Source organism: Streptomyces sp. NPDC026522, assembly GCF_055567555.1.
Window position 1 is genome coordinate 446,789 of the sequence record NZ_JBVHQF010000004.1, and the last position, 13,597, is coordinate 460,385.

Here is a 13,597-nt window from a genome sequence, read left to right on the forward strand (position 1 = left end):
GGCCGCGCAGCGCAGCGGTGCCCCGTCAACGCCCCCGACCGAACACCGGTCCCAGCACCAGCTCCGCCGCCCCCTCCGCCACCCCCGCCCCGGCCAGGGCAACGGCCGCCCCCACCCGCCGCCGCCCCAGCACCGCCCGGACCCCCTCCACGAACACCCCCGGCTCGGCCTCCACCACCCGCCCGCCCAACAGCACCCGGTCCACATCCAGCAGCGCGACCACGTTCGCCGCCCCCTCCCCCAGTACCCGCGCCGCCCCCGCCGGGTCCCCCCGCTCCAGCGCCGCCAGGCACAACGCCTCCACGCACCCCCGTCCCCCGCACCGGCACGGCGGCCCGTCCAGCTCCAGCACCTGGTGCCCGAACTCCCCCGCCAGCGAGCGCGGCCCCCGGAACACCGCACCGTCCAGCCGCAGCCCCGCCCCCAGGCCGGTCCCGACGTGCAGGTACACGCAATTGCCCGGGTGCCGTCCGGCCGCCGCGGCCACCCCTGCGTTGGTGTCCTTGTCCACCACCACCGGGGCCCCCGCCGCCAGCCGCCCCGCCAGCACCTCCCGCAGCGGGAACCCCTCCCACTGCGGGAACCCCGTCACCCGCCCCAGTACCCCGTCCCGCCAGTCCAGCGGACCCGGCGCCGCGACCCCCACCCCGAGCAACGGCGCCCCCGCCCCGCCCCGGCCGGAAACCCGCGCGACCCCCCGTAGCACCGCCTCCACCGCCGCCTCCGGCCGCGCCCCGCCCGGCCGCGCCGCACCCACCCCCAGGTCCAGCCCCCCGCGCCACCGCGCGACGACGTCCCCCGCCAGGTCGACCCGTACCGCCGTCAGCTCGTCGCGGTCCAGGTACACGCCCACCGCGTACCCCGCGTCCGGCACCAGCCGCAGCAGCGTCCGCGGCTTGCCGCCCGTGGACGCGCCCCGCCCGGCCTCCGCCACCAGACCCTCCGCCGCCAGCCGCGCCGTGATCTTGCTGACCGCCTGCGGGGTCAGCCCCGTACGCACCGCGAGGTCGGCGCGGCCCAGCCCGCCGGGCCCCGCACCCCGCAGCAACCCCAGGAGCAGCGCCTCGTTGTGCCCGCGCACCGCGGGCAGGTTCACCCCGCCCCGGCCCTCGCCGTCCCGATTGCCCCGGTTCACCCCGCCGCCTCTCCTTGCACTTACGCAACACTGTTGCCAAAGTATGACCCATGCCCCTGAACGCCACCTCCCCCCTCCGCGTCGGACTCGTCGGCTACGGACTGGCCGGTTCCGTCTTCCACGCCCCCCTGGTCACCGCCACCGAAGGGCTCGTCCTCGACGCGGTCGTCACCTCCGACCCCGGCCGCCAGGCCCAGGCGCGCGAGGCCTACCCCGGAGTCCGGATCGCCGAGTCCCCCGCCGTGCTCTGGGAGGGCTCGGACGGCGCCGCTCCCGTCGACCTCGTGGTCATCGCCTCCCCCAACAAGACGCACGTCCCGCTCGCCACCGCCGCCCTCACCGCCGGCGTACCCGTGGTCGTGGACAAGCCGCTGGCCGCCACCGCCGCCGAGGCCGAGGAACTCGCCGCGCTCGCCGAGCGGACCGGCACCTTCCTGTCCGTCTTCCAGAACCGCCGCTGGGACAACGACTTCCTCACCCTGCGCCGGCTCCTGGCCGACGGCGAACTCGGCGACGTCCAGCGCTTCGAGTCCCGCTTCGAGCGCTGGCGGCCGCAGCTCAAGGGCGGGTGGCGGGAGTCGGGGGCGCCGGAGGAGATCGGCGGGCTGCTGTACGACCTCGGCAGCCACGTGGTCGACCAGGCGCTGGTGCTCTTCGGCCCGGCCGTACGGGTCTACGCGGAGACCGACGTGCGCCGCGCGGGCGCGGAGGCGGACGACGACACCTTCATCGCGATCACCCACGCGGGCGGCGTCCGCTCGCACCTCTACGTCAGCGCGACCACCGCCCAGCTCGGGCCGCGCTTTCGGGTACTCGGCTCGCGCGCCGGCTGGGTCAAGTACGGCCTGGACCCCCAGGAGGCGGCGCTGCGCGAAGGGCTGCGGCCGGGCGCGGACGGCGGGGCGTGGGGCCTGGAGCCCGAGCACCTGTGGGGCCGGCTGGGCGCCGGGGAATCTCCGTTGACCGGCGGCGGAAGTCCGGTGCCGACCGTGCCGGGCGACTACCCGGCGTACTACGCGGCGGTGGCCGCCGCGCTGCGCGAGGGCGGACCGGCTCCGGTGACGGCGCGTGAGGCGGCGCACTGCCTGGCCGTACTGGAGGCGGCCCGCCGGTCGTCGCGCGAGGGCGTCACGGTCACGCTCGCCCTCGGCGACGCGGCGTAGCCGCCGCTCGGCAGCCGGCCGTCCGGGGCCGCTGCCCGGCAGCCGGGAGGGGCGGGCCGCCCCCCGGGGGTCCGCTCCTCCCGCACCGCCGGCCGGCCGACGGCCCGGTCACGCGCCCTTGAACTCCTGGCGCTGACGCCCGAGGCCGTCGATCTCGACCTCCACGACGTCACCGGCGCGGAGGTACGGCTTGGGCTCCGGCTGCCCCATGGCCACGCCCGCCGGGGTGCCGGTGACGATGACGTCACCGGGGTACAGGGTCATGAACTGGCTCAGGTACCGGACGACCTCGCCGACCGGGAAGATCTGGTCCGAGGTGTTGCCGTCCTGCTTGAGTTCGCCGTTGACCCAGAGCCGGACGCCGAGGTCCTGCGGGTCCGGGATCTCGTCGGCGGTGACCAGCCAGGGGCCGAGCGGGGTGAAGGTCTCGCAGTTCTTGCCCTTGTCCCAGGTACCGCCGCGCTCTATCTGGAACTCGCGCTCCGATAGGTCGTTGACCAGCGTGTACCCGCCCACGTGCGCCAGGCCTTCCGCGGCGGAGGACAGGTACCGGGCGGTGGCGCCGATGACGACGCCGAGCTCGGCCTCCCAGTCCGTCTTCACGCTGCCGCGCGGGATGAGGACGGTGTCGTCCGGGCCGCCGACCGTGTCCGGTGCCTTGAGGAACAGGATCGGTTCGGCGGGCGGCTCGGCGCCGATCTCCGCGGCGTGCCCGAAGTAGTTCAGGCCGATGCCCACGACCTTGCCGATGCGGCCGACCGGAGCACCCACGCGCAGCCCTTCGGCGTCGAGCGCGGGCAGGTCCCCCGGCGCTGCCGCCGCGTCCCGTACCCGGGACAGGGCGGAGTCGTCGGCGAGCAGCGCGCCGTCCACATCCGTGATCAGCCCGGACAGGTCCCGCAGGGTTCCGTCCTGGTCGAGCAGCGCGGGGCGCTCCGACCCGACGGGTCCGACACGCAGCAGCTTCATGGGCATTCTCCCGTGGTCGAGGGTGGTCGGCCCTTGGGCATGCCCCGGGCCGGACGATGGGTTGCGGCCATCGGAGGATTGGCCGATCCTCCAAGAAGTCCGGCCAATCCGCAAGACCCTGTTCACGGACTGGAACGCCCCCCTCCAGCCGGCCCCTCCAGCCGGCCCCGGCTGCCCTGCTTCAGCCGTGCGCCGCGCCCCGTTGCAGCCAGGCGCGCTCGGCGACCGACCAGGCGGTGGTGGTCAGCAGGTAGAGCCCTGCGGCGAGCGGCACCACGGCAGCGGTGATCAGCGTCCCGAACGAGAGCAGCGGCAGTACACCGCTCAGCTTCCGCATCGCCGCCTCCTGCTCGGCGGTCAGCGCCCCCGCAGCCCCACTCGACAGCCCGCGCCCACCGGCCACGGCCTTCGCCCCGACCCCGGCCTTGCCGTCCGCGGCCAGCGCCGTCCGGCGCCCGCGCACCGCACTCCAGGCCGCCACTGCCGCGATCGCCGCGAACAGCGCGAGAAACACCAGCCCCGGCGCCCCGAACACCCCGCCCGCCCCGAGCGCGTCGGCCCAGCGGTCCCCGAGGGGCGCGGCGAGCAGCCGGTGGCCCAGCAGCTCGTTGGCCGCCCCGCCGACCTCCGCCGAGGAGAACGCGCGGTACATCACGTAGAACACGGGCAGCTGCAACAGCACGGGCAGGCAGCCGGCCACCGGCGTGGCACCGCGCACGGCCACACGGCTCAGCGGATGCAGCGCGAGGCGTACGAGCACGGTGAACAGCACGATCGCCACAGCGGTCGCGGACCCGGCCAGCACCGGCTCCAACAGCCGGCCCAACTGGGCAACAAGGTGGGTGAAAACGGACACGTGGGCCCTCCGAGGGGTCTCGTCAAACGTCGAAAGAGATGCATTTCGGCGTGACGACCCGCGAGGGGCGACGACAGTGATCAGTGAACGGTAGAACGGTGCCACCGGCCGGGACCGAAAGGCCCCGCCCTGCATTGCGCGCCCCTACGCGGCCGTCGGGACGAGGCGGCCTGGAGCCCGGGGCCGCGACCGGCCCGAGGCGTCGGGATCACGCTGCGGCAGGAACGCCGTGCGCTGCTCGCGATCACGGATCGCGGTACGTATTCGATGCGGCGGCACCGACCGGACCCGGCTTGCCGCCAAGGCGGCCGCGCCCAGCGCGAAGGCGGCCGCGAGGACCACCACCACACCGGCCGGCCCGCTCTCCCCGAGCAGCAGCCCGAGGAAGCCTCCGAGCAGCAGCAGGGTGACGAACATCCCGGTGAAACGCCCGACCATGCCATCCACCCCCTTCCGCTGCCGGCCCACCCGTACGAACTCCCGTACCCGCACAACGGACCGGCTCGGGGCGGTGTTCCCGACTTCCGTCACCGTTTCAGCGTCCCCCACACCACCAGCCGGTACTTGGACGTGTACTCGGGCGTGCAGGTGGTCAGCGTGATGTACGCACCGGGCGCGCTGTAGCCGTACTCCGGCTTCACCACGCTGCGCGGCACGGGTGCGACCACGCCCGTGTCCCGCTCGGTGGTCTCGGGCAGGATCCGCCCCACCACGTACGTGTACCGCTGCCCCCGCACGTCGACCGTCACCTCGTCCCCCGCCCTGAGCCGGTTCAGGTACCGGAACGGCTCCCCGTGCGTGTTGCGGTGCCCGGCCAGCGCGAAGTTCCCCTCCGCGCCGGGCTGCGCGGTCCCGGGGTAGTGTCCGGCGTACCCCTTGTCCAGTACGGCCTTCTTGTCGATCCCCTGCGCGACGGGCACGACCAGCCCGAGGCGCGGGATGCGCAGCACGGCGTACGACTGGTCCCGCTCGGGCGCCCGGACCGGAGCCGCCGGAGCCGCCGAAGGCACACCCGACCGTTCCGGCTCCGGCTCCTGCCCCGGCTGCTCCTCCGGCTCCTGCCGTGACTCCTGCTTCTGCTCCGGCTCCTGCTCCTGCCGCGGCCTCGCCGCGGGCGCTTCCCACTCCCGCTCCAACGCCCGGACCTGCTCCCGCGCCCCCGCCAGCGCCTGCCGGTTGGTCCACCACATCTGGTGCACCACCAGCAACATCACCACCGCCCCCACCGTGACGGCCAGTTCGGCGGCCGCCCACAGCACCGCCGCGAGGCCGGCCCGGCGCCCCCGCCGACCGCCCCCCTGCACCACCACAGGTATGTGATCCCGCACGGGCGGCACCTTAAGACCTCCCCCGTCAACTGACCAGCAGCAGTACGGTGTGAACCATGCGCCCCGACACGCCTGCCGAGCACATCGCCGAAGCCGAGCGCCTCATCCGCACGGCGACCCGCTATCCCGAGGACCAGGAGCCGTTGCTCCTCCAGGCCGCGGCCCACCTCGAACTGGCCGACGCACGGGAACGGGCAAGCGCGCTCTACGACCAACTCCTCGCCTCCGACCCCGACGACCCGCACCTGATCAAGGCGCTCCAGGCCTCGAACCTGTGGGAGTACGGCCACGAGGCCGAGGCCCGCGCGCTGATCCAGGGCATCCGTACGGCGGCCCCCGCAGACCCGGCCCCCTGGGAGGTGATCGCGGAAGCCCTCGAAGCCCACGACGAGTTGACCGCCTCGGAGGAGTGCTTCACCCAGGCGGCGGCCCTCCTCATCCCGGAGAACACCCCCCTCACCCAGGCCACCACCGCCCTCCTCACGGGCCGGCACCGCGTCCGCCGCCTCCTCGGGCGCCCGCACGACGACTGGGACATGGTCGCGGACACCCGCCACATCGGCCCGATCCCGCTGGACGAGCTCCACGACCCGAAGCGCATCTGGGCCCTGGGCTCCGACGACCCGGCCGAGCTCCGCGCCGAGATCGCCCGCCTGCGCGCCGAACTGGGCGACCGCCGCGCCGCGCTCTCCCGCCCCTTCCCGGTGGCGATCCTGCACTGGCCCCAGCGCGAACTGGCCGAGCTCCTGACCAGCTACCCGACCCTCGCCGCGGAGTACCCGTCGCACGCGCAGCACCTGGCGCAGATCGAGTCGTCCCTCCGCGCCCTGGCCGCCTCCGGCACCACCAACCTCGGCATCGTCACCGCCAGCGTCCCGTCGTACGAGGCCTTCGCCGCCTCCGAGAAGACCTCTCCGGCCTCTCCCAGCCTGCTGGCGGAGTACGCCACCACCCTCGCCGCCCGCGGCAAGGCCACCCCCTGGCCCCCCTCCCCCACCTCCCCCTGCTGGTGCACCTCGGGCAAGCCGTACCCGGAATGCCACGGCGAGCCGCAGGGCTCCTGACCGCGTCACCATCACCGTCATCTCAGACAGGACTGGCCCTTGCTGCAACCGGACGTCTCAGCCGCTGCCAATATCCACGCGCAGGTCTCCCTGCACAACGACCCGGAGCTGTTGGCCGTCCATGCGCAGCTGATCCGCCTGGACCCTACGGGCCAGCGCTTCGCCCAGGTCCTGCGCGACACCATCGATCAGTTGCTGAACGGTGAGGTAACCGGCCGGTACGAGTGGGAGAAGCTGTTCAAGACGGAGAAGACGCACGCAGGAACGCTCGTAGAAATCAATCTTCAGCGCGAGTTCAGCTTTGACGACGGCGCCGCGATGGACTACCAGATCGCTGGTGTAGACGTCGACTGCAAATATTCGCAGCGGTTCGGGAGCTGGATGATCCCGCCGGAAGCGGTCGGCCACCTGTGTTTGCTCGTCTGGGCCGATGACCTCGCAAGCCGCTGGAGCGCAGGACTGCTGCGGATAGAAGACGCGTTGCTCACCGGTGGGAAGAACCGCGACCTGAAGCTGACCGTCAAGGCCGAACACAGGAACAGGATTCTCTGGCTCTGGCACCACGCGGAGTTGCCGGAGAACGTTCTCCTGCACCTCCCGGAAGAGACACGTAACGCCATTCTCACGCCGACGTCCGGGCAGAAGCGCGTTAACGAACTGTTTCGCCGAGTCCAGCGCAGAAGAATAGGGCGGGGGGTCATCCGGACCGTGGCTCAGCAGCGTGACTACATGGCGCGAGTCCGCGAGGCGAAAGGGCGGGCTCGCACCGTGCTCCGGGAGGAGGGGCTCCTGATCCCCGGCCATTTCAGCAGCCACCAGGCGATCGCGAGGACGCTGGGGGTCGCCGTGCCGAGGCTGGGTGAACTGGTCAGCTTTCGGGTGGCTCCGGCCCGACCGCACCACGTGGGCCGCCCGCGGGTCGAGCTGGACGGTAGTTTCTGGGTGCTCGCCGACGACAGCGACCCCGTCGAGACGGCGCCGTTCCTGCCCAGGCATACGGACAACGACGCAGGGTAACGGCCGGGCGTCGTAAATTAATGATGTGCCCTGAACGCCTGAATGGCCTGGACCGATGTAAGACGCCTGGAGCGGAACGACACGATGACTGAAGACTGGGACCGCCCTGCGGGTTCTTGGGCTTCCTCAGCCGCCCGGCGTCGCAACATGCAGGCGATTCGCAGCCGTGACACGAAGCCCGAGCAGCTGGTGCGCAGGCTCGTCCACGCGCAGGGACTCCGGTACCGGGTGGCAGCCAAGCCGCTGCCCGGTCTTCGCCGGACAGCGGACATGGTTTTCCGTCCGGCGAAGGTGGCCGTCTTCATCGACGGCTGCTACTGGCACGGCTGCCCCGAGCACTACGTACCACCGAAGACCAACTCCGGCTACTGGTCGGAAAAGGTCGCGCGGAACATGGCGCGCGACCGGGACACCGACGAGAAACTCATGGAGACAGGATGGCTGGTGCTGCGCTTCTGGGAGCATCAGGACTCGGCTGTGTGCGCGGCCCGGATCGCTGACGCGGTCCGGGCCCGGCTGGCGAACAGCGGACACGAAGCCAGCTAGCTACGGGCGCGGCCTGCCTGGTTGCGCTGGTGGGCAGCTCGGAGCACAGCAGCGATCTCCTCGCCCACGGCCTTCGCGACCGGCGGCGGGAAGGCGTTGCCCACCTGCCGGTACTGCGCCGTCTTCCCCCCGTCAAACTCCCACTCTTCGGGGAAGCCCTGAATGATCGCTGCCTGGGAAACTGTCAGCATCGGACCATCGGGGCGCAGCAGGTCGCGCTCATAAGTCCCCTTCGCAAGGCTCACCACCGCCTCGTTAGCTACACCCAGGCCGGAGACACCAAGGTTCGCCCATGCTGCCTTTGCCCGGCTCGGTCCGAGGTCGGCGCCGCCGTGCTTCTTAGAACCTCCGACCAGCGTGGGGGCGATTCCCCGGTCCTTTTTCAGGTCCTGAGCTTCCCCCGCCTGCTGGCGCCACCGGTCAAGACGTTCCTGAGCGCGCGCCTGAATGTCCCCGCCCATTTCCAGCAGCGGTGCGAACCGGGTTTCCATGCTCTTCTCAAGAGCATGGAATACGCTCACCGGCTCATCCTTTGTCTTGGCGGCAGGCCACCGGAACGTGAGGTCCCCCAGCACATCCCTGCGGATGGCTACGAGGATGGCGCGCGGCCGGAGCTGCGGAACACCGAAGTTGCTCGCTTCTAGAATCTCCCAGCCGCACACCTTGTACCCAGCACCCTCGAAGTCCTGTTCGGTGCCATCCACGGGATGCTTCGCCCCGCCACCTTCGAGGCGGGCCACGACGTAGTCGCGGTATTCCTGGAACTTCTCGTCCTTGATTCCGCGCACATTCTCGATCATCACCGCTTTCGGGCGAATCTGATCGACGAGGTCAAGCATTCTGGGGAACAGGTCGCGCTCGTCGTCCTTTCCCAGCTGCTTTCCGGCATGGGAGAACGGAGGACACGGGACACCGCCAGCAAGCAGGTCTACATCGCCTGGCTCAACCGGACCGTCGAAGTAGTCCGAGGCCTTCTTGAGGTGGACCTCGGGCTTGAAGTCATTGACATCCCCGGTGAAGATGTCGCAGTACTTCCGCTCGAATCCCCACTCGGGCCGACGGTCGATGTTATCGGTCAAGGTCTTCGCGGCGTGCCGGTCGATCTCCACGAGCGCGAGATGCCTGAACCCGGCCTGGTGGAGGCCGATGGCTTGCCCCCCGGCTCCCGCGCAAATCTCAATCGAGGTCAGCGTGTGCTCGCTGGCATCCATCGAGTCCTCCTGGTGTGGCTGATGCAGACAGGCAAGTGTCGCATCCGCCACTGACATCAGGCACCAGACCGCATCGCACCAGGCTCGCCCGTCGCGTGCAGCTCAGAAGCCGGCTGTCTCATCAGCCGACGCCTACATGTGCGAGAAGGGCGCGGACATCGGCCATATCCATGCCGCCGGCAACCGAGGGCTCCTCCTGCAGGTCGCCGAGTTCCTGTACGGAGGGGTCGTCGAGGATCCTGCCCATGAACTCCAGTTTCGCCTCGAGCCGCATGGCCACGACCTCGTCGATCGTTCCTTCGGCCGCCAGCACCGTGACCCGCGTCTCAGTCCCGGGTGCGAGCCCGAGGCGGTGGATGCGGTCGAGGCTCTGCAGGAAACGTCCGGCCATGAAGTCACGGTCCACGTAGACGGCATCGTGACACTCGTGATGAAGACTGATCCCTTCGCCCAGCGTGGCCGGGTTCGAGATGAGCACATGACAGTCCGGATCCTCCCGGAAACGCCGGATCTGCTCTTCCCGGTCGGCCGTCCCCCCATGGACCACCGCCGGCCGGTAGGCCGACAAGAGGCTCTCCAGGGTGGTGATGCTGCGGACGAACGTCGACCAGACAAGCGTCTTGCGCCCCACAGCAGCGTTCTCGGCGACGATGTTGAGCGTCTCCGTGTACTTGGGAGACAGCTCATGCTGCGGCAGGTTCCGCATCAGCCCGAACAGTGGCTCTCCCTCAGGGATCTCCAACGGTGGCACACGATAGCTCAGGGGCTCGTACCTGCTGCTTCCCTCGATGAGGAGGGCCGGGCTGGTGGCGGCCATCAGCAGCCGCAGCATCGCTTTCCCCAGGGCATCGAAATCCGCTCGCGAAAGTTCCGCGCGCGCTGTGAAGCGCCCGACCAGGGCGTCATAGACCTCGCGGTGGAGACTCGGCATCGTGATGTAACGGATGCGGGGCCGGAAAGGAGGCAAGCCCAGTTCCCGCTTGGTCGTACGCGTGAAGAGCGGCCTCAGAACGGAACTCGCGTGCGCGAGGTCGCCGCCGGCGACAGCCTGAGTGACCACCCTGCGGCCATGTCCAGGCCAGACGAACGACAGCAGGTTCTCTAGATCGCGCGCCCCGTTCGGAGCGGGCGTGCCCGTCAGGATGAGCCGACGGCGGCTGATCGGCCCCAGTGCCATGCAGGCGCTGCCGTACGTGCCCTGCAGCCCCAGTTTCATCCTGTGAGCCTCGTCAAGAATCACCATAGAAGGGACCGCGCGCAGCCATGCCGCCAGCTCGTGCAGAGACCGGTCGAGCCGCTCGTAATTCACGAGCAGGACTTCTGCACCGATTCCTGGATACCTGCCCATGACCTCCGTGGCGGGAGGCTCGCTGAAGCACTGCCGGGTTTCGTAAAGCCATGACTCATAAGCCGATTTCGGGCACACCACCAGCAAGCGCCGCGCCTCGCCCGCCTCCTTCATCGCCGCATAGACAGCGAGACCCACACGGGTTTTCCCCGCACCCGGAACACTGAAGTTGGCACCATGCCGCAACGACAGCAGCCTCGCGATGTCCCTGCGCTGGAAATCCGTGAGGTTCGCACACCACCCGCTGCCGAGCGCCTCGTCGAGACTGCTCAGGTCAACCTGCGAGGCGGCCGGGCCGCCTCGCAGGTGCCTTTCAGCGCGGTCCGCGTCGTCCAGGACTCCGTTGACGAGCTCTGCGAGCTCGTCTTCCCATTCAACCGAGTCGGGATGCGGCCAGTCAGCGAGAGAGTCGATTCCTGCGAGGAACTCATCGAGGGACAGTTCCATCGCCAGCGGCCCACGTTGCCCGCCCCCTGGGAAACGGGCAGCGAGATGAGTCAGTTCCGTACGAAATGCCTCTCCGGCCCGGAGAACCGCCTTGGTCCGGGACACGTCGAAGCCGACCCGCAGAGACGGTTCACCGAGCGCCGTCACACTCCCTCCAGCTTCACCGCTTCGAGAAGCCACGCGATCCCATCGCCCGGGACCGTGATGCTGCGTGCCGCCTCCCGCGCGAGTTTCGTCAGGCTCGCCTTCAGCGCGACCACTGCTTCTTCCAGCGCATCGTCATCCAGACTGCGCGACGCACGAGCCAGGGCCATGTCCGTCACGCACTGGTTGATGTCCTCACAGGCGTCATTGAGGCGGTCGGGCGCAGCCTGCTTCCGCTTCTGGACACGAGCGTCCTTACCCGCCGGCACGAGAGCCTTGTTGACAGCGTCCCTGGCCTGCTGCCACACGTCAGCTGCCCGCTGGGCTTCGGGGGCGGTCACCACGTCGACGGACCGCTGGACCGCCTTGGCCCGCAGCAGCACGTCGGTGAACGCCTTCGCGGCAGCTACCTGAGCCGAATCACCCCGGACCCCGCGGTTGATTCCTGGAATGGTGCGCGCTGGCGCAGCCACAGGTGCGGTATTCAGCTCGCTGGGGAGCCGGTTTTCAAGGTAGCGGGTCCGGAAATCCGCCTCGGCGAGACGCACGTCGGTCTTCGAGAATTCAAGAACAATCAGGGCGAGCTTGTTCTCCTTGACCAGCTCGGCCCGCTCCGGGTTCTGCTTCGACTCCTTGCTGTAGGCACGGTGCAGCTCCCGGAGTTTCTCCTGGGCATCCTCGAAGTCCATCAGGCGGAGCTGCGCTTTGTTGGCACGTGATCGCTCTGCCAGGTCGCGCAGGCATGCGAGGACCCATAGGTCCTGCTCAGCCGTAGACACCCTGATCCGGAAGTCTCTGGCGATGTCGGCGAGCGGCCGGTGAACCACCTGCTCCTCGATCGTGAGGAGCCGGTTGATGTAGGAGTACGGGCGCCGCGTGTCGTGCCTCAGCTGGAGGGACAGCTCAACCGCGTTGATGTCGTCCCAGGTGCAGGACTCCGGCAGGACGCCCACCCGGACGCTGCTGACGCCAAGCTCACGGAGAGCGGCCACCCTGGTGTTCCCGTTGACGAGTACCCCGTCGCGGGTGATGAGGCCCGGCTCGTTCTGCCGGTACTCCTTCAGGCTGCTCTTCAGATCATCGAACTCCGTGTCCCGCTTGGCCGGGTTCGAGGGAGACGCCTGAAGCAGGTCATGCAGGTAATCCTGGCTCTCGGCGCTCCACGGATCGGCCACGAGCTGCCGGTCGCGCTCGGGATCGAAACTGCGCTGGGCACGGATCCGGTGGGTTGCCGGATTGTAGAACACTCCGTCCACCGGCATGTCGATGACCTGCACGACGCGCGGCTTGGCACGCCACTCGATCGTCAGCGTCTCCTGCAGTCCCGTGCCGGCCTCAGCTTCCCTGAGCCTCTCGCCCACGAGTTCGCGGTTCTCGGCAGCGCGCGGCGGCCGTCCGAAGTCCGTACTCACAGTGTGTGTTCCCTCCATATGCAAAGACGCGGGTGTATGGCCGGGGCGGCACACCGCAGCCCCGGCCGGCCTGGACGGCACATCAGCCACCGAGGGCCTTGCGGACCTTCTCCCTCGACTCGGCCGGCAGCGTCCGGTAATCGGCCCAGTACCGCTCGACCGCGCCGAACTCCCGCTGATCCGCGTCGATCCACTCGCCCAGCATCGCCCGTTCCATGGGCCCGAGCTTGCTGACCCCCGCAATCAGCGCTTCGACGTCAGCCTCTTTGCCCCGGCCGCCCACACGGCAGCGGTTGCACTCCGCCACATTTTCGATGCGGACCTTCCCGTCACTTTGCTTAACCGGGCGACGGGCGATGTCCAACTGCGCGGACTGGAAGGTTCCGGGGTACTCCTCGCCGGGTGCGATGCCGCAAGACCGGCAGAAGTGCCCGTCCCGCGCGAGCACTTCGCGGCGTTGCGTATCGGTGAGGGACTGAGCCGGCACGCTGCCCTTGCCCGGCTGCCAGACCGGCTCTCCTTGCGCCACGAACCGCTGCTCGTGCTGACCCAGGCTGGGGTCTTCCCGATTCGTGTCAATGCGCCAGCCGTGCTTGCGCAAATCACGGACTCGGCGGTCGGCCTGGCTCACCCCGGGAAACGCCGTCTTGACGTCCTCTTTGGTGAAGGTCTTCCCCTCACCGATGACGGATACGAGCCACAGCGCGGCACGCTTCATGGTCCCCAGCTGCGTATCCGTCCACGAAGGCAGCGCCATCGCATAACTCCCTTTCCTGGAGTAGTCGTCCCGAACCGGGCTGGGCGGATCCCTCGCCCGACAGCCGTTGCGGACACTCCAAAGCTTTGCCTGGCAGCTGGTCAGGGGTCCAGGCCCGCGGGACTTTCGAGGGCAGGTGAAAACTGCAGAAACATTCACCTCCCCCGCATGAACAGGCATGCTCAGACTGGGCAGTTGTT

General features: G+C 69.8%; 13 protein-coding genes. 4 read left to right on the plus strand and 9 right to left on the minus strand.

Annotated elements, in window-relative coordinates; genetic code table 11:
* Nucleotides 1-25: 25 nt before the first annotated feature.
* Complete coding sequence (locus ACZ4M3_RS13430) at nucleotides 26-1,135, minus strand: ROK family protein (protein WP_467732018.1); 1,110 nt, start codon at nucleotides 1,133-1,135, stop codon at nucleotides 26-28.
* A 50-nt stretch (nucleotides 1,136-1,185) separates the two neighbouring features.
* Here ACZ4M3_RS13430 and ACZ4M3_RS13435 point away from each other — a divergent pair, with 50 nt between their 5' ends.
* The gene (locus ACZ4M3_RS13435) at nucleotides 1,186-2,298 is read left to right on the plus strand and encodes a Gfo/Idh/MocA family oxidoreductase (protein ID WP_467732020.1); all 1,113 of its coding nucleotides are present in this window, start codon (nucleotides 1,186-1,188) and stop codon (nucleotides 2,296-2,298) included.
* A gap of 108 nt (nucleotides 2,299-2,406) precedes the next feature.
* Here the strand turns inward: ACZ4M3_RS13435 and ACZ4M3_RS13440 are convergent, their stop codons facing one another.
* The 4 genes from ACZ4M3_RS13440 to ACZ4M3_RS13455 form a co-directional block, all read right to left on the minus strand.
* Nucleotides 2,407-3,267: a fumarylacetoacetate hydrolase family protein gene (locus ACZ4M3_RS13440; protein ID WP_467732022.1), complete on the minus strand. Its 861-nt coding sequence runs from the start codon at nucleotides 3,265-3,267 to the stop codon at nucleotides 2,407-2,409.
* Nucleotides 3,268-3,448: 181 nt separating this feature from the next.
* A complete protein-coding gene (locus tag ACZ4M3_RS13445) occupies nucleotides 3,449-4,123 on the minus strand; it encodes a YidC/Oxa1 family membrane protein insertase (protein WP_467732024.1) in 675 nt (224 codons plus the stop codon).
* 144 nt (nucleotides 4,124-4,267) lie between these two features.
* Nucleotides 4,268-4,654, minus strand: a complete 387-nt coding sequence (locus ACZ4M3_RS13450) for a DUF6412 domain-containing protein (RefSeq protein ID WP_467732026.1) — start codon at nucleotides 4,652-4,654, stop codon at nucleotides 4,268-4,270.
* A complete protein-coding gene (locus ACZ4M3_RS13455) occupies nucleotides 4,651-5,451 on the minus strand; it encodes a class E sortase (protein WP_467732028.1) in 801 nt (266 codons plus the stop codon). Before ACZ4M3_RS13455 ends, ACZ4M3_RS13450 begins: the two co-directional genes overlap by 4 nt.
* A gap of 56 nt (nucleotides 5,452-5,507) precedes the next feature.
* Between ACZ4M3_RS13455 and ACZ4M3_RS13460 the strand changes: the two genes are divergently transcribed.
* The 3 genes from ACZ4M3_RS13460 to ACZ4M3_RS13470 all read left to right on the plus strand — a co-directional run bounded on the left by ACZ4M3_RS13460 (nucleotide 5,508) and on the right by ACZ4M3_RS13470 (nucleotide 8,078).
* Nucleotides 5,508-6,515: a hypothetical protein gene (locus ACZ4M3_RS13460; RefSeq protein ID WP_467732030.1), complete on the plus strand. Its 1,008-nt coding sequence runs from the start codon at nucleotides 5,508-5,510 to the stop codon at nucleotides 6,513-6,515.
* Between the two features lie 39 nt (nucleotides 6,516-6,554).
* Nucleotides 6,555-7,532 (plus strand): NaeI family type II restriction endonuclease, encoded by a 978-nt coding sequence (locus tag ACZ4M3_RS13465; RefSeq protein ID WP_467732032.1) that lies wholly within the window; start codon nucleotides 6,555-6,557, stop codon nucleotides 7,530-7,532.
* 84 nt (nucleotides 7,533-7,616) lie between these two features.
* Nucleotides 7,617-8,078, plus strand: a complete 462-nt coding sequence (locus ACZ4M3_RS13470; protein ID WP_467732251.1) for a very short patch repair endonuclease — start codon at nucleotides 7,617-7,619, stop codon at nucleotides 8,076-8,078.
* Here the strand turns inward: ACZ4M3_RS13470 and ACZ4M3_RS13475 are convergent.
* The 4 genes from ACZ4M3_RS13475 to ACZ4M3_RS13490 form a co-directional block, all read right to left on the minus strand.
* Nucleotides 8,075-9,289: a DNA cytosine methyltransferase gene (locus ACZ4M3_RS13475; RefSeq protein ID WP_467732034.1), complete on the minus strand. Its 1,215-nt coding sequence runs from the start codon at nucleotides 9,287-9,289 to the stop codon at nucleotides 8,075-8,077. The two genes, ACZ4M3_RS13470 and ACZ4M3_RS13475, sit on opposite strands and share 4 nt — an antisense overlap.
* 121 nt (nucleotides 9,290-9,410) lie before the next feature.
* Nucleotides 9,411-11,231, minus strand: coding sequence for a DEAD/DEAH box helicase (locus tag ACZ4M3_RS13480; protein WP_467732036.1), 1,821 nt, complete (start codon nucleotides 11,229-11,231; stop codon nucleotides 9,411-9,413).
* Nucleotides 11,228-12,640, minus strand: coding sequence for a ParB N-terminal domain-containing protein (locus ACZ4M3_RS13485; protein WP_467732038.1), 1,413 nt, complete (start codon nucleotides 12,638-12,640; stop codon nucleotides 11,228-11,230). The genes ACZ4M3_RS13480 and ACZ4M3_RS13485 overlap by 4 nt, the downstream gene beginning before the upstream one ends.
* 82 nt (nucleotides 12,641-12,722) lie before the next feature.
* Entirely contained in the window at nucleotides 12,723-13,397 is a 675-nt protein-coding gene (locus tag ACZ4M3_RS13490) for a hypothetical protein (protein WP_467732040.1), read from the minus strand.
* Between the last annotated feature and the right edge of the window lie 200 nt (nucleotides 13,398-13,597).